This is a genomic window from Parasulfitobacter algicola, assembly GCF_013315265.1.
In the GTDB taxonomy this organism is placed as follows: Bacteria; Pseudomonadota; Alphaproteobacteria; order Rhodobacterales; family Rhodobacteraceae; genus Parasulfitobacter; species Parasulfitobacter algicola.
On the sequence record NZ_JABUFE010000020.1, the window covers coordinates 1 to 19,322 of the forward strand.

At 53.9% G+C, this 19,322-nt stretch carries 16 protein-coding genes, 2 pseudogenes and 1 riboswitch; of the genes and pseudogenes, 17 read left to right on the top strand and 1 reads right to left on the bottom strand.

Annotated elements, in window-relative coordinates; translation table 11 throughout:
- Positions 1-99: 99 nt before the first annotated feature.
- Positions 100-636, bottom strand: coding sequence for a hypothetical protein (locus HRQ87_RS18685; protein ID WP_174139966.1), 537 nt, complete (start codon positions 634-636; stop codon positions 100-102).
- Between the two features lie 3 nt (positions 637-639).
- Here HRQ87_RS18685 and HRQ87_RS18690 point away from each other — a divergent pair, with 3 nt between their 5' ends.
- The 17 genes and pseudogenes from HRQ87_RS18690 (at position 640) to HRQ87_RS18770 (ending at position 19,321) form a co-directional block, all read left to right on the top strand.
- Complete coding sequence (locus HRQ87_RS18690; RefSeq protein WP_281356697.1) at positions 640-864, top strand: tyrosine-type recombinase/integrase; 225 nt, start codon at positions 640-642, stop codon at positions 862-864.
- Positions 865-1,285: 421 nt separating this feature from the next.
- Entirely contained in the window at positions 1,286-2,848 is a 1,563-nt protein-coding gene (locus HRQ87_RS18695) for an ABC transporter substrate-binding protein (protein ID WP_174139967.1), read from the top strand.
- Positions 2,838-3,605 (top strand): ATP-binding cassette domain-containing protein, encoded by a 768-nt coding sequence (locus HRQ87_RS18700; RefSeq protein WP_246252477.1) that lies wholly within the window; start codon positions 2,838-2,840, stop codon positions 3,603-3,605. The genes HRQ87_RS18695 and HRQ87_RS18700 overlap by 11 nt, the downstream gene beginning before the upstream one ends.
- Positions 3,598-4,359 carry an ABC transporter ATP-binding protein gene (locus HRQ87_RS18705; RefSeq protein ID WP_174139968.1) on the top strand — a complete coding sequence of 254 codons (762 nt, stop codon included), beginning with the start codon at positions 3,598-3,600 and terminating at the stop codon, positions 4,357-4,359. Before HRQ87_RS18700 ends, HRQ87_RS18705 begins: the two co-directional genes overlap by 8 nt.
- Positions 4,356-5,315: an ABC transporter permease gene (locus HRQ87_RS18710; RefSeq protein ID WP_174139969.1), complete on the top strand. Its 960-nt coding sequence runs from the start codon at positions 4,356-4,358 to the stop codon at positions 5,313-5,315. The genes HRQ87_RS18705 and HRQ87_RS18710 overlap by 4 nt, the downstream gene beginning before the upstream one ends.
- Entirely contained in the window at positions 5,312-6,148 is an 837-nt protein-coding gene (locus tag HRQ87_RS18715; RefSeq protein ID WP_174139970.1) for an ABC transporter permease, read from the top strand. Before HRQ87_RS18710 ends, HRQ87_RS18715 begins: the two co-directional genes overlap by 4 nt.
- A gap of 3 nt (positions 6,149-6,151) precedes the next feature.
- Complete coding sequence (locus HRQ87_RS18720; RefSeq protein WP_174139971.1) at positions 6,152-7,015, top strand: DMT family transporter; 864 nt, start codon at positions 6,152-6,154, stop codon at positions 7,013-7,015.
- A 253-nt stretch (positions 7,016-7,268) separates the two neighbouring features.
- Entirely contained in the window at positions 7,269-8,144 is an 876-nt protein-coding gene (locus HRQ87_RS18725) for a GHMP family kinase ATP-binding protein (protein ID WP_174139972.1), read from the top strand.
- Complete coding sequence (locus HRQ87_RS18730) at positions 8,144-9,154, top strand: pyridoxal-phosphate dependent enzyme (RefSeq protein ID WP_174139973.1); 1,011 nt, start codon at positions 8,144-8,146, stop codon at positions 9,152-9,154. The genes HRQ87_RS18725 and HRQ87_RS18730 overlap by 1 nt, the downstream gene beginning before the upstream one ends.
- 40 nt (positions 9,155-9,194) lie before the next feature.
- Positions 9,195-10,439 carry an ATP-grasp domain-containing protein gene (locus HRQ87_RS18735; RefSeq protein WP_174139974.1) on the top strand — a complete coding sequence of 415 codons (1,245 nt, stop codon included), beginning with the start codon at positions 9,195-9,197 and terminating at the stop codon, positions 10,437-10,439.
- Complete coding sequence (locus HRQ87_RS18740) at positions 10,436-11,266, top strand: Rossmann-like domain-containing protein (RefSeq protein ID WP_174139975.1); 831 nt, start codon at positions 10,436-10,438, stop codon at positions 11,264-11,266. The genes HRQ87_RS18735 and HRQ87_RS18740 overlap by 4 nt, the downstream gene beginning before the upstream one ends.
- A gap of 442 nt (positions 11,267-11,708) precedes the next feature.
- A pseudogene (locus HRQ87_RS18745) lies at positions 11,709-11,974 on the top strand (integrase core domain-containing protein); the annotation flags it as partial.
- Between the two features lie 18 nt (positions 11,975-11,992).
- Positions 11,993-12,691, top strand: a pseudogene (gene tnpC, locus HRQ87_RS18750) (IS66 family transposase); the annotation flags it as partial.
- Between the two features lie 523 nt (positions 12,692-13,214).
- A riboswitch (cobalamin riboswitch) is annotated at positions 13,215-13,421 on the top strand.
- An 80-nt stretch (positions 13,422-13,501) separates the two neighbouring features.
- Positions 13,502-13,885 (top strand): DUF1636 family protein, encoded by a 384-nt coding sequence (locus HRQ87_RS18755; RefSeq protein ID WP_174139976.1) that lies wholly within the window; start codon positions 13,502-13,504, stop codon positions 13,883-13,885.
- Complete coding sequence (gene cobW, locus HRQ87_RS18760) at positions 13,878-14,930, top strand: cobalamin biosynthesis protein CobW (protein WP_174139977.1); 1,053 nt, start codon at positions 13,878-13,880, stop codon at positions 14,928-14,930. Before HRQ87_RS18755 ends, cobW begins: the two co-directional genes overlap by 8 nt.
- Positions 14,931-14,942: 12 nt before the next feature.
- The gene (cobN, locus tag HRQ87_RS18765) at positions 14,943-18,233 is read left to right on the top strand and encodes a cobaltochelatase subunit CobN (RefSeq protein WP_174139978.1); all 3,291 of its coding nucleotides are present in this window, start codon (positions 14,943-14,945) and stop codon (positions 18,231-18,233) included.
- The gene (locus HRQ87_RS18770) at positions 18,230-19,321 is read left to right on the top strand and encodes a cobalamin biosynthesis protein CobG (protein ID WP_343035410.1); all 1,092 of its coding nucleotides are present in this window, start codon (positions 18,230-18,232) and stop codon (positions 19,319-19,321) included. The genes cobN and HRQ87_RS18770 overlap by 4 nt, the downstream gene beginning before the upstream one ends.
- The last annotated feature ends 1 nt before the right edge of the window (position 19,322 follow it).

Genomic DNA, 19,322 nt, shown 5'->3' on the forward strand with positions numbered 1-19,322 from the left:
TCTCCCTTGTTCACAGCTATCCTGTGATCCTAACGGGAGCTCGACCTCAGAACAGAGGCAGCCCAATTACGCATGCTTTGGGCCGGCTTCCGACGCAGCTCAATAGTTTCCTTCGAACATCATTCGTAGATCATGGTCATGCTGTAAAATGGCATCTATTAAAGAGAGCGCGTTACCGACCAATTCGTCGTTTCGATCTTTATCCGGGTCACCGCTCTTGCCTCCGTGGAAGAGGTTGTTTCTGATACGTCGAAGAGAGCCTATTAACTCCTGGATGTTTGAAACTGCGCCTACCTGCTCCCAATTCAGGTAGCCTTGCCCGTCGGCGATTTGCCGCTTTGGCGGCGTCTGGAGCAGAACGTTCACGTCGCCTGCCGCCTTTATCACATCAAAAAACGGTACGCCAAGACTTTCATTGGCAAACCTGTCCCAATCAACCTCAGCGTTCTGGTTTCTTGCGGTTTGACAATAGCCGATTTCTTTGAGGCTGAATTCAAAGCGCATCATGACCTTGAAGAGCCGATCGGCTCCTGACGGGTGTTCATCGGTCTTTGAATAGTTCACCTCAACACCCGCCAAAATCGTCGCCTCCTGCTGGACGTTAACCATCATCATTTGCTTCAATACAGGTAGCATTCAATGTCCGCTTCCGGCAAGCTGCCCTGCGGCAATGAGGCCGATATGAGCGTCCGGTATGGCACGCATTCGATGAGGCGGACAAAGGTAACCCAGATCTACAAGAAGACAGGCAACCTTCGTGCTGTTCAGCTTCTGCTCGGTCACACGAAGATGGACAGCACGGTGCGATACCTTGGCGTTGAACTTGAAGATGCACTGGCTATTGCTGAGGCCATCGAAATCTGACGCAATCGGGCCGCCTTCACGGGCGGCTCCAAGCCGACTTTCGCGACAGTACTAACTGCCGGGATGCAGTTCCTCGAAGGAGACTTTCGCTGCGGTATGAAGATCACCAAAAGTTAGAGTTTAGATCACATTAGACTACGGTTACGCCTCAGACATTTAAAGCATATGTTAGACACCTCAAATAGTTCTAAGTCTGGACGCATAATGCGCGGTTGCCTCCGATGGATTGGCAGGCTGAATAGGTTGCGCAGACAAGATGATAAACCCGCAAGACATGCAGTTCTAGTGGCACTTTTGCAAACTGCGATTTTAAATTTGCGAATGAAAACGTACCTTTATCAGGGCTCTTGTTATTCTTGTTATACTATAACACAATGTTGAGAAATTCACGACTCATTCGCTCAGGAAAGGGCATCTCGGTATGGTGAAATATTCACATTTTGTGCGAGGGTTAACTGTTGCGGGCGTTGCTGCGGCTTCATTTTTAGCTGTCGTAGGCGCTCCTGCACATGCGGAAGACAAGCAGATGGTTGTAGCAGCGCCTTTTGGCCCCACAACCGACACGCCTGATCCGCGGGCGCGGCAAAACGGTTGGCTAAGCAATCGCGCTGGTGTGTCAGAGACTCTTATTGGTTTGGGCTATGATATGAGCATGCACCCACGTTTGGCCGTTTCTTATGAAAACCTCTCTGAAACTCAGTGGAAGATCACTCTTCGAGATGGTGTAGTGTTCCATGATGGCACACCTGTCACAGCAATGGCGGTGAAAGAGTCGTTTTCTAAGTTGGATGAAGAAGGTCATGCGGGGCATAACCCGCGCCTGTCGAAGTTGCTTGATATCCAAAGCATCGACACGCCGGATGATCACACGCTGATCTTTACCACCAACGCGCCGAACTCGGCATTTTTGTGGAGCCTGACCGAACCGTCGGCCGCAGTGATGAAAGATGGCACAGAAGAGATGCCGTTGGTTGGCACCGGGCCTTTCATTTTCGAAATGGCTGAGACCGATAAAACCTATGTCACGCGTGCGTTCGCCGACTACTGGGGCGGTGCGCCCAAATTGGACCGGTTGGTGATTGATGCGATCAGTGATCCGTCTGTGGCCGCATTGGCGTTACAATCCGGTGACGTTGATCTTGTCACCAATTACCCAGAACCTGATTTCGCCAAGCTAAAAGACGCGGGCGAGGGGCAATTGTTCTTGGGCGCTACAACGCGGCTTTTCTTCTATCAGCCACGTGTGAATGGTGGGCCTTTGGCCAACCCGGTGGTGCGTCAGGCCGTGTCTCTAGGGCTTGATCGTGAAACCATCGTTGCTGCGGCACTGGCCGGTGTAGGTGGCGATGCCGCAAATACGATCTTCCCGGCCAATATGACCTCTTGGGTCAATCCTGATCTGAGCTTGTCTTATGATCCAGCCAAAGCGCAGGCCCTGTTGGACGAGGCCGGTATTACCGATACCGATGGCAATGGTATTCGCGAAATTGACGGACAGGACATTGTCTTAAAGCTGCGCAGCTATGAAGGCCGTGCAGCCTTGCGCCCGACTTTGGAAATGACCCAAGTTCTTTTGCAACAAATCGGCATTAGTGTAGAAATCGCGATGGGCGAATTTGGTGCAAACAACGAAGCCCTGGCGGCGGGCGAGATCGACATGCACCTACAGGCCTGGGGAACAGCGCCACAAGGTGATCCTGACTACTTCCCCTCTTCGCTTGTTGCGACCGGTGGAAGCAGCAATGTTGTGGGCTATTCCAACCCTGAGCTGGATGCTTTGCTTGAAGAGGGACGTAGGCTCTTTACCACCGAAGAACGGCAGCCTATTTACGCCAAAGTACAGGCGATTATCAATGAAGACCTGCCGGTGATCCCGGTATTTCACAAAACGCAGGTCTCTGTTGGGAATGGTAAGGTCGTAGGGTATGAGATTCACCCGGCCGAGACATATTTTGCCTCGCCCGAGCTTGACCTTGCCGACTAAAGAAACAGCTTTATTGTCTATTGATGCGATGTCTGCCGCCATAGGCCAGCAGGGCATTTTGCATGATATCTCGTTCACGGTGGACCGTGGCGATTGGCTGGGCATTGTCGGGGGCTCGGGGGCGGGAAAATCGACCCTCTTGAAGGCCATATTGGGGGCGCGCCGCCCGGCCCGCCCTCAGGCCGGGTCTATGATCTTTGATGGGGTGCTGCGGCCCTTTGCAAAAGGCTGGTCGGGCCGACCCAAAGGCATCGCCTATGTTCCTCAAAGTCCGACCCATGGGCTGGACCCCTTGCGTCGGATTAAATGGCAATGGACGCAGCTGTTCCGATGCAAATGCTGTGTAGCCGACTATAAACCGATCTTTACAGCGCTTGGTCTGCCAGATCCTGAAATGCACTTTCCCCATGAGTGGAGCTTGGGGATGCAGCAGCGTTTGCTCTTGGCAATGGCCTTGGTCGAAGAGCCAAAGCTTTTGATCCTAGATGAGCCGACATCGGCGCTGGATACGGTGATTGCGGCGCAGGTTCTGACCGAAGTCGAACGGATTGCGCGGGATAAGAGCATTGCGGTTTTGATGGTAACGCATGACCTGGCACTGGCGGCGCGTTTTTCCAACCAGATCACTATCATGGAGCAAGGCCGGATCGTTGAAAGCGGTCCTACAGATACCGTTTTGAACCGCCCCCAACACCCTTATGCGCGGGACTTGGTGGCGCATCGGGCATGGCAAAGGGCCGAGACTGCCAATGCTTGAAGTTGATCGGCTTTGCGTCGAGATAAACGGCGCCCTCTTGCTTGAGGATGTGTCCTTCCAACTTGCACGAAGTGAGATGCTCTGTGTTGTTGGAGAAAGCGGCGCGGGGAAATCGACATTGATGAAAGCCCTGCAAGGGTTGGTTCCTGCGCGCTGCCAGCGGTTTCACTTTGAACCGGCCAATATCGACGCAAGCGAAGCAATGCCCCAGATGATTGGGCTACCGGAAACGCGTTGGGTTATGCAGGATCCACTGGCTGCTCTGAATCCGCGCCTTAGCCTGGGGCGCTCGATCGCCGAAAGCCTGCATGGTCGCGGTTACACCAAGGCCAAACTGAGAAAGGCCGTCGAAAAAGCGTTAGAGGAGGTCGAACTTGATCCCGCATTTTATGACCGTTTGCCGGGTCAGGTTTCCCTGGGTCAAGCGCAGCGGGCTTGTCTGGCCCGCGCATTGGTTGCCCAGCCTCAGTTGATAATTTTCGACGAACCGCTCAGTGCGCTGGACGCTATAGTGCAAAAGAAGGTTGCGCAGCGGATGGATGCGTTACGACGTGAAACCCAAACGGCCTATTTGGTTGTGACCCATGATATGGGGTTTGCAGCAGTTTACGCCGATCAAGTTTTGGTCTTGCAGAAAGGCCGTGTAGCCGATTATCAACCGCGCACGACATTTTTTGACAGCCCCGCCAGCCCTTACTCGGCCAGCTTGATTGAGGCCGCGCGCTCATTAGGCGCGTTGGAGGGGACGTTATGAGTAGCATCTTAAAACGGGTATTGGGTTTGGTCGTTGTGCTTTTGGGAATCAGCCTGATCACCTTTACAGTCAGCCATTTTGCGCCCGGTGATAAGGCTATGGCGATTGCCCACGCGCGCTATCCAGGCGAACAGGGATTCGCACCCGAAATTCTTCAGAGCATTCGCGATGAGCTTCATCTGGAGGCATCGTTTTGGGAGCAATATTTGCGGTGGCTGGGGGCGGTGCTGCAAGGTGATTTCGGCGTGTCCTACAATACGCAATCATCGGTATGGAGTACCTTTGTTGGCAGTATCGGAGAGACGGTAACGCTCAGCCTGACGGCGCTGGTATTTGGGTTAGCGGGTGCGTTTGCTTTGGCGGCCTTGGCTGTGCGCCGCCCCGGTAGCCTTGTTGATCGGCTTGCAATCATTGTGGCCTCGATCGGGTCGGCAATGCCTATCTATTGGCTGTCGCTTCTGCTCATTCTGGTATTTGCAGTCCATCTGGACTGGGTGCCTGCCTATGGCACAGGAACGCTGGCGCATCTGGTTTTACCAACGCTTGCGTTGGCCTTTTGGCTTATGGCATCACAAACGCGGCTTTTGCGCAGTTTCATACTGGATGCCTATGATCAGCCGTTTATCGAAACACTTCGCCTGCGCGGTATCTCTGAGGCCGAGATTTTTTTTCGGCACGTCCTACGCCACGCTATGTTGCCGGCCTTGACCATGATTGGTCTTGATTTTGCCCTTCTTCTTGAAGGGGCGGTGATTGTCGAAATCCTGTTTGCGCGATCCGGTTTGGGGGCGCTGTTGGCGACATCAGTCTTGTCACGAGACTTGCCGATGGTGATGCTTTTGGTGATGTTCTTTGCAACCACATATGTGGTGATCAACACGTTGATCGATATTGTGCAAATGGCCAGCGATCCGCGTCAGCGCCAAGGTGGCCAACCCACGGAAAAATCCATATGAGTCTTGCAATTCCGATCATGTCTCATGCCAGTCCGATCAGAAGTTTTTTCGTGTGGATTGGCGGTTTGACTCTAATTCTGATTGTGCTTCTGGGGGCGGGACTTTTCTTGACACCATATGGTCCGGCTGAAGCAGATTTTTTAAATCGTCTTGCGACCCCGAGTGTAAGCCATTGGTTCGGAACGGATCATTTGGGGCGCGATATTGCTACAAGATTGCTTTTTGGAACATTTTGGTCATTGGGGCTATCGCTGATGATCGCAACCATTGGGCTGGTGATTGGTACCGTGATTGGTTTGATTGCAGCGCTTTCTGGTCGTGGCGGTGATTACGCCCTGATGCGTCTGACCGACAGCTTTTTTGCCTTTCCTGAATTGATCGCCGCTGTGACGGTTGCGGGACTTTTTGGCCCAAGTACCCTAAATCTTGTGATAGCGCTTTCAGTTGTCAGCTGGATGAAATTCACGCGGCTTGCACGCAGTCTGGCTGTTGCGCTAAGCGAATGTGATTTCGTGATTCAGGCACGACTGAATGGTCTGAATAGATGGCAAATCCTCTGGCGGCATCTCCTCCCAAATGTAATCCCATCCCTGCTGGTTTTATGGACAAATAGCTGGTCGCGCACGATCCTTGCCGTTTCGGGACTTAGCTTTTTGGGCTTTGGAGTGCAGCCACCCCAAGCCGAATGGGGGGCGATGTTGCTCGATGGCAAACCTTATATGCAAAGCGCGCCGCATGTGATGATCTTTCCAGGCATAGCCGTATTGATTTCGGTTTTACTGATCAACCTGGCCGGAGACCTGCTACGTGACCTGCTTGCAGATCCGAGGTAAAGAATGAAGGCCACAGGCATCTTACTGCGCATTGGCGCGACTTTCTTTTTTACCCTAATGGTAGTGTTTGTGAAAATGCTTGCTGGCGCAGTTCCTCTAGGTCAGATAGTATTTTTCCGCAGTGCTGTCGCACTGATCCCACTGGTGCTGTTTTTGATGTGGACTCGCGATTTCCCGGGCGGATTAAAAACCAAACGCCCTATGGCGCATGTATTGCGATGTCTTTTGGGATGTATTGCGCTTTATGCTTCATTTGCGTCTTTGGCCTATCTTCCACTGGCTCATGCGACAATCATCGGATTTCTTGCACCTATTTTGGCTGTGGTTCTTGCACTCTTTGTTTTGGGGGAAGAGGTCACCAGAATGCGATGGTTCGCAGTGGCCTTTGGCTTTCTGGGTGTTCTTGTTTTGGTGGTACCAAAGCTTACCGCTGTGACACTGAATCAAGCCTATCTGATTGGCATGATATTTGTTTTGACAAGCGCGCTGTTTACAGCGGGCTCCAAGATTCAGATCCGCAGTCTGGCACAAACAGAAAATGCTGGGGCGATTGCGTTTTATTTTGCTATGACCTGTACAGTTGCGGGCTTTTGCTCGGTCTTTTGGGGGTGGGTGCGACCCGACCCTGAACAATTGATGTGGCTGTGCGGGGCGGGTCTGGCAGGTGGTGTTGCGCATATTATGATGACATTGGCCCTGCAATATGACGAAATTTCAAAGCTGGCGCCCTTTGAATATCTTTCACTGATCTTTGCTGTGATTGCAGATGTATTTCTGTTTGGTCTGATCCCGGGTTTTGGATTTTATATCTCAACAGCAATGATCCTGATCGCAATGTGGCTGATTACTTTTAAGGATCGCAGATAGCAAATTCGGCGGCATCTAGCCTAAGAAACTTCATCTTTTGCGGTTCTAGTTTAAGTCATAAGTGTTATGATATAACACATTAAAAGATAGTTTATGATTCATCCGCAAATAAGGCAATCATACAGGCGCAGATGCACGCACTTTTACCAAAAAAGTATGTAAAGGCACTTAGAGCTTTGCAGACATTATCGCATGTAACTATTCAGGTCTTTGATACCAGGTATCAGGCCATGGCTTCAGAAAGGTAGCATTCATGTGTCTGCATGTCGGCCTAAGCTGCGGAACACTCGGGGAATTTTATCAGGGACCATCCTTTGGAAACGATGTATCTGAGATTGCTATTATTTCACCGCTAATCCCTAAATACTCACGCATTACGTTCGTTCCCAAGACCTCTTCTTGCAGCCCTTTCATCGCCTCGCAAGAAGTCACACGTGAAACCAAGCCTAAAATGTTTGCAGGTATCGATCATTATTGTGCGCTTCATGGATTGGAAGCACCTGATGGCATCTGGCTGAATGTAAGCGATTTGCCCACAGGACACGGGTTTGCAAGTTCTACCGCTGATATTGTTGCTGGAATTAGGTGCGTCGCGCGCGTTCAAAAACGCGAGCCAAACACATCAGATTTTCTGAAAATCCTGTCTAAAATTGAACGCTCGGACAGTGTGTTCATAAATGAAACCACGTTCTTTTCCAGTTCGCATCATAGGGTTCTTGGGTCATTCGGGGCGCGGTTGGGGTTAACGGCGGTGTTCACTTTTGATGGTGAAGAGGTCAGCACCGAAAACACCAAAGAACAGCTGATTGCATACTATCAAGATAATGAGAACGATTACCGCAGACTGGCCCACGATCTTCGGGAGTGTCTGCAAAACCGGGATGTCCGCCTTTTATGTGAGTGCTCCACAAGAAGCGCAGAACTTTCGCAGCAGGTCATGCCGAAAAAGCATTACGCGCACGTGCAGGAAGCGGCTGAAATCTTTGGCGCAGATGGAATCGTGGTTGCCCATACAGGCACAATTCTTGGTCTACTGTTTGGTGAGCGCCCTGACAGCGTAAAAGCACAATCCATTTCCGGTTATTTCAAATGCTTTGGGGCCCGTGCCGATTTTGTGGAGATCCTCTGATGGCGCATAATCACATTGCTGAAGCAGTTAAGGAACCCGCCATCGTGCGGCTGTCGGACAACCTGTTCGTTGCCAGATTTGAGGTCATGAAGCTTTATTCTGCGCTTAAAGCGGTGCGCACACTTTTGGATCGTGGTATCATTTCGCCGGGTGACATGGTGGTCGACAGTTCAAGCGGCATTTATGCTTATTCCCTTGCGATGGCCTGTCATCGATATGGGTTAAAATGTCATATAATCGCGTCGAAAACCGTAGATCGGACGCTTAGAACTCAGCTGGATATATTGGGTGCAACGGTCGAGCCCGTCAAGAAATGCGAAAACTTGAGACTAGATCAAGAACAGCGTGTTAATCGCATTCAGGAACTTTTGTTGGAACGCAGCGACTTGCATTGGATGCAGCAATATCATGACGATATACATTATCTGGGATATGAAGCATTCGTACAAAAGATCTTACATGAATTACAACTTTCCAATGCTCGGACCGACCTAGGCATAACGGCAGTCGGTGGAGTTGGGTCAGGTTGTTCAACGGGAGGATTGAAAACCTATCTCGAGGCTGCCGGGGTCGCAACCAAACTGGTTGGCATCCAGCCATATGGTAGCGTGACGTTTGGCGCTGAACATGTGGACGACCCCGAGATCATCATTGCGGGCATCGGCAGCGCCATCCCATTTCGAAATGTCAAACATGAAAACTATTCCGAGATAAGCTGGATATCCTTTGATTATGCGATGAGCGCAACCATTGAACTCTTGCGCAAACATGCGATTTTTGCAGGGCTTTCCAGTGGTGCGGGTTATCTTGTTGCCAACTGGATGGCAAAACAAGAGCCCGAGAAACCCCACATCTTTATCGCAGCAGATACGGGGTACCGTTACGTTGATGCGGTCTTCGCGCAGCATGAAAAAGCGCTTCCGTTTGAGACACTTACGCCAACTGAAATTACGCATCAAGATCAACTGGCACTGCACTGGAGCAATATGAAGCTTCCGTCGGCCGCATGATATAAACCTAAAATGGCAGGATATGAAAATGGGACATCTATTGGTCGTTGAAAATTGGGTCGAAGGCACTGGCCGACTTTTTCCCAAGGGCATTGTCGATCTTGGACATGAATATACATTTATTAGCCGCAACATGGATCACTACAGCAGCCCCGAAACAAACGAACATCATCCTGTTTTAAAATACGCACGCAATGTGTTGAGTTTTGAAACCAACGATCTGCCTTCCTTGACGGAATTTCTAAAACGCCAGCACGAGATTTTGAAATTCGACGGCGTAATTACAATTTGCGATTACTACGTCGAAACCGCCGCCGCCATTGCCGATGCGCTTGATCTGCCGCAGGCTTATTCTAAGAATGTCGCCATTGCGCGCCGCAAACATCTTGTGCGCCAAGCGCTCGATAATGCTGGTATACCCAATCCTAAACACGCAATCGCCAAATCTTTGGACGAAGCCAAAACAGCGGCGGCTGACATCGGCTATCCACTTATCGCAAAACCCAGCGATTTAGGCTCAAGCGCTTTCGTGCGTTTAGTGCAAAATGAACAAGAGCTAACCGAAGCATGCGAGCCGATTTTGGGCAATACCCGAAATTTCCGCGATCAAGAGCGCGATCCGGTGGTTATCCTAGAAGAATATCTTCAAGGTCAGGAAGTCAGCGTTGAATGTTGCTCATTCGACGGGAAAACGAATTTCATCGGCATCACCGACAAAAGCCTGACCGGAGACCCCTATTTCATCGAAGATGGCCATATGTTCCCTGCAGATCTGTCAGATCAAACCGCGGAACAGCTCAAAGAGTTCACCAAGGACGTACTTGCCGCCATCGGCTATGAAAACGGCGTGACGCATACCGAGGTCAAATTAACAGAAAACGGGCCTCGATTGATCGAGGTCAATCCGCGTCCTGCCGGAAACTATATCGTCGAACTTATCGAGCATGTCACCGGCATTGATTTGATGAAATGCCATATTGATCTTGCACTGGGGCATGCGCCCGATTTGCAGAAATACCCCAGGGCCCAAAGTGCCGCTATTAAGTTTGTTGTTCCTCAAAAAGCGGGCCAGCTGGTCGATATCAAAGGCTACGACAGCCTCGAAAAGAACAATGCGATCGCGCGTTATAAATTTGTCAAACCCGACGGTCACGCACTGTCAGCCCCAATCGATAATGCCTGCTACGTTGGCCATGTGGTGACAACGGATCCGACAGGAAAGAACTCCAGGGCTTTCGCAGAAGATGCGGTTTCACAATTAGAATTAGTGGTAGAAGAACAATGAACACGCATGAACCGGTGAAATGCACAAGTCCCGACAGTGTCCTAAAAGCGGCTCTTGACGGTGCTTTTGGCGCAGACACTGCCCAGACCTATGTAACAGGGTCGTTTTGGGTCACGCAGACTACAAAATTCCCAGGCACAGACCACCGATATTATAACCGATATCTGGTCATGCGTATTGAAAACGGTTTTGGCGGATGTTGCTTGGAAGAAGGTCAAATCCTGCCCCAAGATGCTGAAGAGCTTTCAGGGGCGCGCGTGTCCGATTTGCTGGTGAACCCCAACCGTGCAGTGCGCTTTGCCTGTTTGGACGCCTTTTTGGGGGCTGTCAGCCCGGTTTCAGCTGTACGTGGCGCAACTCAAAAGTCGCTTCCGGCCGGGACACCCATTCAACGGGCAGAGACACGGGATCGCCTTATAGCGGGGTTGGTCAAGGTTTCCCCCGGTCAAAAGGTTGGGCTGATTGGCGTTGTTAACCCCTTGGTGGATGCCATCGAAGCGCGCGGTGCAATCTGTCTGCCATGCGATTTCAACATGGAAAGAACCGCGAATGGATTGCCGGTTACGTCAGATATGGGGCCGTTACTGGCAGAGACCGATTTCGTAATTACGACAGGTATGACCCTAACGAATGGATCCATCGAAGAGATCATAGCAAGTTGCCGTGATCGGAGCATTCCTTTGGTGGTTTATTCACAAACCGGATCACATGTTTTTGGAAGCCTCGCTAACACTGGTCAGATTTCTGGATTAGTTGCTGAAACCTTTCCGTATTCGCAATTTACCTCTCAGAAGAGTTCATTACATATACTTGACAATGTAATCTGACAAAGCAAGTCGTTAAAGACCTTCGCCGAACAAGGCGAGGCACGCACTTAAGTGTAGGTGTATTAGACGCATTGCATTTCTAAGTCTTGTTTCTGAAGGTCTGCTTTTGAACAGATTGATTTCCTAGTTTACATGCTCAGCGAATGATCCTGTGTGGATGGCTCCTGCATAGAAAGACATTTTTGACATGGTTTGTGCATTTGTCAGAAGCAGTCATGTGTCCGGCCTGTGTCACTGTACCCTAATTAATCAGAATCTGCGGATTGGCCCCATTTTTGGCAGTTTCTGTACTCTTAATATAGAATATATCCACAGGGCTCTGTGTCAGTTCCTGACGCAGCTCTGGCGCTTCCAGATTGCATCGGCTCGCGCCAAAAGCACTTGACGGTCTGCTTCGGGCCCAAGCTCAGAGATGGCTTGGCGGGCTGCTTGCAAGGCAACCAAACCCAGGCTGCTGAGTGACAACGGGTCGTCATACATCGCGGGGGATCTGGCCGATTATCTTGAAGACAAGGGTATGGATCACGTTCGTGGGGTGCCGTTCCATCCTCAACCCAGGGCAAGATTGAACGCTGGCATCAAACGATGAAGAACCGCGTCTTACTGAAACATTACTTCCTGCCCGGCGACCTAGAAGCTCAGATCAAAGCCTTCGTCGAATACAACAAGAACCAAAGGTACCATGACGCCGACGCGCGCACCGCGCCTGTGCGGCCCCCAAAGCCGCGCCAGACCAATCGTGGATCATTGCCCAAGCATCTGGAACGGGTGGAAGTGGTCATCGAACGGCTGGATATCATCCCCGCACAGTTCCGGGTGATTGTCACCCGTCGCCCTAAATACGCGTCCCGGTCTTGCGAAGACGGGATCACCTAAGCCCCAGCAACCGCCCACATCATCGCAGGTGGCCTGCCGACCGAGGCGACCTTGGCCCATGTGCTCGTCTCAAAATATGCGGACCACTTGCCACTCTATAGGCAGGTGCAAATCTACAGCCGCCAAGGGATCGATCTGGATCGTTCGACCTTGGCCGCATGGGTGGATAAGTCGGCTTTCGAATTGACCCCTGTCTATGAGGCCCTGATGGCTGATTTGAAGCGCTCAACCAAGCTCTTCATGGACGAAATACCCGCACCCGTCCTGACCACGGGGCGGAAAAAAACCAAAACCGGATACTTCTGGGCGCTGGCCCGCGATGACAGGTCATGGGGCGGCGATGATCCGCCCGGCGTTGCCTTCACATATGCGCCGGGACGACCTGGCCAGCATGCAGACAAAATCTTGAGCGGCTTCAGCAGCACCCTGCAGGTGGATGGCTACGCAGGCTATACCCGCTTGCTCAAACGCCCGATGCAGGATGTGACACTGGCCTATTGTTGGGCGCACGCACGGCGTAAGGTGGAAACCGCAATCGGCCAGTTCAGGCTGTTGCTACAGAATCGTCGCGTGTCTCACGCCCTCCCTCGGAAATCCCGGATGGGAACTCAGTTTTAGGTATCCCCGACTGTTTGCGACCTCCGCTAGGTCGCTTGGAATTCGGTTTCGTCGCGCATCATTGCATGCATGATAATGGCGTGCCGTCTACATTGTTCGAGCAGCCCTTCGTGATCCTTATCACCACCAATCACATTGAAGGCGTATCTGAAGGCCACGCATATTGCGGCCGACTTCAAGATGGAGGAGGTAGGCTATATCGATCAGCGCCTCGCGAATATACCCCACAAAAAAGCTGACGTTGGCGCGGTCGCAATGACTATCAACGGAAATTGTTGTGGTTGATCCACGCAGCTGTCTACGATTCAACTGTACACCTTTGTTTTAAATCCAATTATGGTGTTGGCATAACGGAGCGGAAAACCCCTTTACGAAACGGCTTCAAACTGTTCATATCAACCGAACCAACTGTAATAGCTTCGACATCTATTACTTGACATTGCGTCTTCTATCATCGCAAGTCTTTTGTGTTGGTGCCTGCATTTGCAGGTGAAAAGGGAATGTGCGGGTTGTTTCAAACAGCTTAGTACAGCCGCCCCCGCGACCGTGACCGGATAGGTCATCCATTGCCACTGGCGTGATGCTGGGAAGGTCGGATGACAATCAGGGATCTGCCCTGATCTCCGCAAGCCGGGAGACCTGCCAACATCTTTGACGAAACCGGACGGGGTGTTCCGGGTGTCGGGCGCAGTGGTTGCATCCGCCATCTGACCTTCGTTCCATGTATATGGGACCGAAAAAATGACCAACCAACCAAAGCCAGCCGAGCTTCTGGTCTGCGTGAAATGTCGCCGCCAGGAGGAGGTACCCGAGGACGAGGCGCGACCGGGCGAAGTTTTATACAATGCGCTGAACAATACATCCATGCCGCCAACCATCAAAGTGATACCAGTTGAATGTCTTTCGAACTGCTCACAGGGCTGCACGATCGCACTGCGCAGTGCAGGACGGTGGAGCTATGTCTACGGCAATTTGAATGCCGCTGAGCATCTGCATGTGATCCTTGAGGGGGCATCTCGCTATCAGGCAACGACCGATGGTCTAGTGCCATGGCGCGGGCGCCCCGAACATTTTCGCAAAAATTGCATTGCACGCATCCCACCGCTGGAGGTCCAAGATGTCTGATCTGACAAAAATCCCTGTCACTGTCGTCACTGGTTTTCTTGGGTCAGGCAAGACGACGCTGATCCGGCACTTGATGCAGAACCCTCAAGGCAAGCGCTTAGCGGTTGTGGTGAATGAATTCGGCGATATAGGCGTCGATGGGGATATTCTGAAAAGCTGTGCGATCCCCGATTGCCCCGCCGAAAACATCGTTGAACTGGCGAATGGTTGCATCTGCTGCACGGTGGCCGATGACTTTATCCCAACGATCGAAGCTCTGATGGCGGTTGATCCGCGGCCTGAGCATATTTTGATCGAAACATCCGGACTTGCGCTGCCGAAACCGCTGCTGAAGGCTTTTGATTGGCCTGACATTCGATCGCGCATCACGGTGGACGGCGTTATCGCCTTGGCCGATGCCGAGGCAGTTGCACATGGTCGGTTTGCCCCGAATGTGGCGGCCGTTGATGCGCAACGTGCCGCAGACGACAGTTTGGATCATGAAACGCCTTTGTCTGAGGTGTTCGAGGATCAGATCAGTTGTGCTGACATCATCCTGCTGACCAAGCCCGATCTGGCCGGTGCGGACGGAGTTACCAAGGCCAAAGCGGTGATTGAAGCCGAGGCCCCACGTCCCCTACCGATCGTTGAGGTCGCCGAGGGCATTGTCGATCCGCGCGTTGTTCTTGGGCTTGAGGCCGCCGCCGAAGACGATATCGCAGCACGCCCCAGCCACCATGATACGCACCATGATCATGACCACGAAGACTTCGAAAGTGTCGTGATTGACATGCCTGAGGTTACAGATCCGATGGAATTGGCGGCACGGATTGAAGCATTGGCTCGCACTCAGAACGTCCTGCGGGTTAAGGGCTATGTGTCGGTGCAGGGCAAACCGATGCGGCTGTTGATCCAAGCCGTTGGTGCGCGGGTGCGGCATCAGTTCGACCGTCCTTGGGGCCCCGATGAAGCACGTCAGGGGCGCCTGGTGGTGATTGCCGAGCACGACGATATAAACAGCGATGTCATCCGCATGGCTTTGCTGGACCCTGTCGCCGTTGAATAAGGTCCGCGCCTGATGCACGTCGTTTTTCGCGAAAGTCATGGGTTAGAGGAAACCGAGACCCCCGTTGATTTGGGCCAAAGCCCGGCGGATCTGGTGGTCTTGTCGTTTTCGGATAGTGATCTTGGAGCCTTTGCAGCGGCGTGGCATCGGGGCGGCGGACCAGAGGGGCATCTGCCGACCTTGCGGCTGGCCAATCTGGCCGCGCTGAAACACCCGCTGTCGGTCGATACCTATGTTGAACAGACGCTACACGGCGCGAAGGGCATGCTGATCCGGCTGATTGGCGGGCTGCCCTATTGGTCCTATGGGCTGCAACAGGTGCAGGCGCTGGCCCAAGCCAAAGGTATCGCGCTGGCGATCCTGCCCGCCGATGGACGCGAAGATACACAGCTTGATGCGGTCTCGACCTTGCCGGTTTCGACCCTACGACGGCTGTCCCATCTGTGTGATACGGGCGGTGTGGTCGCGGCGCACTCTGCTTTGGCGCAATTGACATTGGCGGCAGGGCTTTACGCGGGGCCAGTGATGGGCGCGAAGTCGCTGCCTCAGGTGGGCGCCTGGACACCAGAACATGGGGTTTCTTGCCCGCTGATCTTACCACAATCGGATCAGCCCCTGATTATCGTGACATTTTATCGCGCCTATCTGACGGCGGCCGATCTGGCCCCTATCGAGATGCTGTTTAGCACTCTACGAAGCCGCGGCTTTCAGGTGCTTGGGCTTTTTGCACCCTCGCTGAAGGCGCCCGATGCAGCAGGTTGTATCGCGCGTCAAATCCGGCATCTGCAACCAGCGGCGATTGTCAACGCGACCTCATTCAGTGGAAAAGGTGAAAACGGCGCATCGCCTTTAGACGCAGGCGAGGTGCCGGTGTTTCAGGTGGCCCTTGCGACGTCAACCCGCGATGCCTGGGATGAGGCTGAGCGGGGCCTATCCCCCGCCGATCTGGCCATGCATGTGGTCCTGCCTGAGCTTGACGGTCGGTTGTTCGCCGGTGTTGCGTCGTTCAAAGAACCGCAGATGCGCGATCCGCAGCTTGAGTTCGCGCGCTATGCCCACAGCCCCGATGTGGCGAGGATCGAGGCGGTTGCGGATAAGGTCAAAGCCTGGACTGATCTGGCCGCGCGGCCGGTGCAAGAACGCAGGCCAGCCCTGATCCTGTCGACCTATCCGGGCAAGGACTGGAATATGGCCCACGCCGTTGGGCTAGATGCGCTAGCCTCGGCCAATGCGATCCTGTCAGACCTCGCGGCTGATGGATATGATGTTCACACAGACAACACAGCCCTGCAGGATGCGCTGATGAAACGGGGTATTCGTTGGCCCTTGTCAGTCTATAAAGAGGCCCTGAAATCGCTGCCCGCATCCTTGCAGGATAATCTGCAAACCGCATGGGGCCAGCCCGAGGACGATCCTGATTACATAGACGGTGCCTTTTGCTTTGCAGCACTTCATCGGGGCACCGCGATTGTCGCGCTACAGCCAGAACGGGGCACGCCAGCGTTGCGGGATCAGGAATATCACGACCTGATGCGCACGCCGCGTCACGGCTATGTCGCCTTTTATCTTTGGCTGCGCCAGCAGTCTGACGCGCTGATCCACATCGGCGCCCATGGCACATTGGAGTGGCTACCCGGTAAATCCGTGGCCCTGTCTGACACCTGCTGGCCCGAGGCGCTGATTGGGGCACTGCCGGTACTTTATCCCTTCATCGTCAATGACCCGGGTGAAGCCGCGCAGGCCAAAAGGCGCATCGGGGCCGTCACGCTTGGCCACATCCCACCCCCGCTTAAGCAGAGCGGCACACCGGATCGGCTGGTGCGGCTTGAGGCATTGCTGGATGAATTTTCCAACGCTGACGGGCTCGACCCAAAACGCCGCGACCGGTTGCAAAACGATATCCGGGACGAGGCGCAGGCCCTTGATGTTGAGGCTGATCTGGGCCTGGATCAAGCCAGTTGCCCGGCCGAGGCGATCATGCGGATCGACCGCTTTGTCTGTGATGTGAAAGACAGCCAGTTTGGCGAAGGTCTGCATATCTGGGGCCGCGCGCCGCGATCGACCCCGCCTTTTGATATTAGCGCAGCTATCGCTTCAGAACGGCGTGCTTTGACCAATGCACTGAATGGCATGCGCGTTGCGGCGGGGCCGTCAGGCTCACCCTATCGCGGACGTCAGGATGTTCTGCCCACCGGGCGCAATCTGTTCACCACTGACCCGCGCTCGGTTCCCACGCGCAGCGCCTATGCCCAGGGGGTTCGGCTGGCCGAAGATCTGGTGCGGCGACACTTGCAGGATCACGGCGACTGGCCGCGCGGGTTGATCGTCGATCTATGGGGGTCGGCCACGATGCGCACAGCGGGCGAAGAATTTGCCATGGCGCTGCATCTGTTGGGCGTGCAGCCCGTTTGGGATGCAGGGTCAGAGCGGGTGTCAGGGATCGAGGTTCTGCCCATCGCAGAACTTGACCGACCCCGGATCGACGTGACGCTGCGTGTCTCGGGCCTATTCCGCGATGTGTTTCCGACGCTTTCAGCACTGTTCAATCAAGCTACCCGTGCTTTGTCCGAAAGGGATGAGGCCGCCGACTGGAACCCCTATGTTGGTCAGAGTACCGCCCGCGTTTACGGACCCGCACCCGGCAGCTATGGTCTGGGCATGGGTGAGATGATCGAGGATTACAGCGCGGGTGCGCGCAACCGCGCCGGGGCCGCCTGGCTGGCCGCCAGCGCGTGGGCGCTGGATGGGGACAAGGCACAGAAAGACGACGCTGGGCTTAAACAACGCGTGATGGCCGCAGATAGCTTCGTCCATCTGCAGGATCTGCCTGAAACCGATCTGCTGATGGCCAGCGACTATGCCGCGCATGAGGCCGGGTTCGCCGCCGCGAAAGCGCTGACCGGGGGACAGGCCGCGCTTTATCATCTTGATAATACCAACCCCGACGACCCGCGCACATGCACGCTGACCGAAGAAATCGCCCGCGTTGTGCAGGCACGTGCGGCGCATCCTGGTTGGTTGGCCGGCATGAAAAACCACGGCTTCCGCGGGGCTGCCGAGATCGCGGCGACGCTTGAGCATATGGCCGCTTTCGCCCATCTGTCCGGTGTCGTCGGCCCGCATCTTTTTGATCTTTATTATGAAGCGACGTTGGGTGACCCCGATGTCGCCGGATTTTTGGAACGTGAAAATACTGGCGCCTTTGCTGCGATGCAAGACCGTTTCGCCGCGTTGGACGCCGCGGGTCTTTGGCAAAGCCGCCGCAATTCGATCCGTGCAGATTTGCAAGAGGCCCGCGCGTGACCAGCCCACAGGTCAAGGGCTGGTGCCCCGGGGCTTACCGGCCGATGATGTCTGGTGATGGGCTGATTGTCCGAGTTCGGCCCAAGCTAGGTCGGGTTGAGCGGGGGCAATTGCGCGGTTTGTGCCAGCTCTCTAAACAGTACGGCAATGGCCTGTTCGACCTGACCAATCGCGCAAATCTGCAACTGCGCGGGATTAAGATGGCTGACTACGACGCAGTATTACAGCAACTAGCCGCACTTAATCTTTTGGATGCCTCGCCTGATCTGGAAAGACGTCGGAACGTCCTGATCCAGCCCTTTTGGCAGACGGGCGACGTTACCCACCGTTTGGCCACCAAGTTAACGGATCGTCTTGCCTATCTGCCCGACCTACCGGCGAAATTCGGATTTGCAGTCGACACAGGGCCTGACCGCTTGCTGACCGGGGCCTCAGCCGATATTCGGATCGAAAGAATGGGCGGCGGTTTGATTGTGCGGGCCGACGGGGCCGAGACCGGGCAGGCTGTTTATGAAGAAGAGGTCATCGATGCCGTGATCACACTGGCCAGCTGGTTTACCGATCATGCTGGGCCGGATGTCAGGCGGATGAGAACTCTGCTTGATGCCGCACCAGTGGCGGCGCAGAACGACCCTTTGCATCCCCAAAACACGCCCCACGGTCAGCTTGTAGGTCTGCCTTTTGGTCAGATCGAGGCCTCAGATATGGAACCACTTTTAGACCAAATCACAGCCGTCAGACTAACGCCATGGCGACTGATGTTGCTGGAAGGGATCGCTGATCTTACCAGCGATGCGCTGATCACCACATCCGATCATCCGCTGCGTCACATCGATGCCTGCCCCGGCGCGCCTTTCTGCGACAGTGCGCAAGTCGAAACCCGCGCCCTGGCACGCAGCCTCGCATCACATATCACAGGTACGCTGCACGTATCGGGGTGCGCCAAGGGCTGCGCGCGGGGGCACCCGGCGGACATCACGCTGGTTGGGCGCGACGGGCGGTTTGACATTGTGCGACAAGGAACTGCAAAAGACAGACCAGAACGAACCGGGATATTGCCCGCAAATGTCCACGAAAACCTTGATTGAG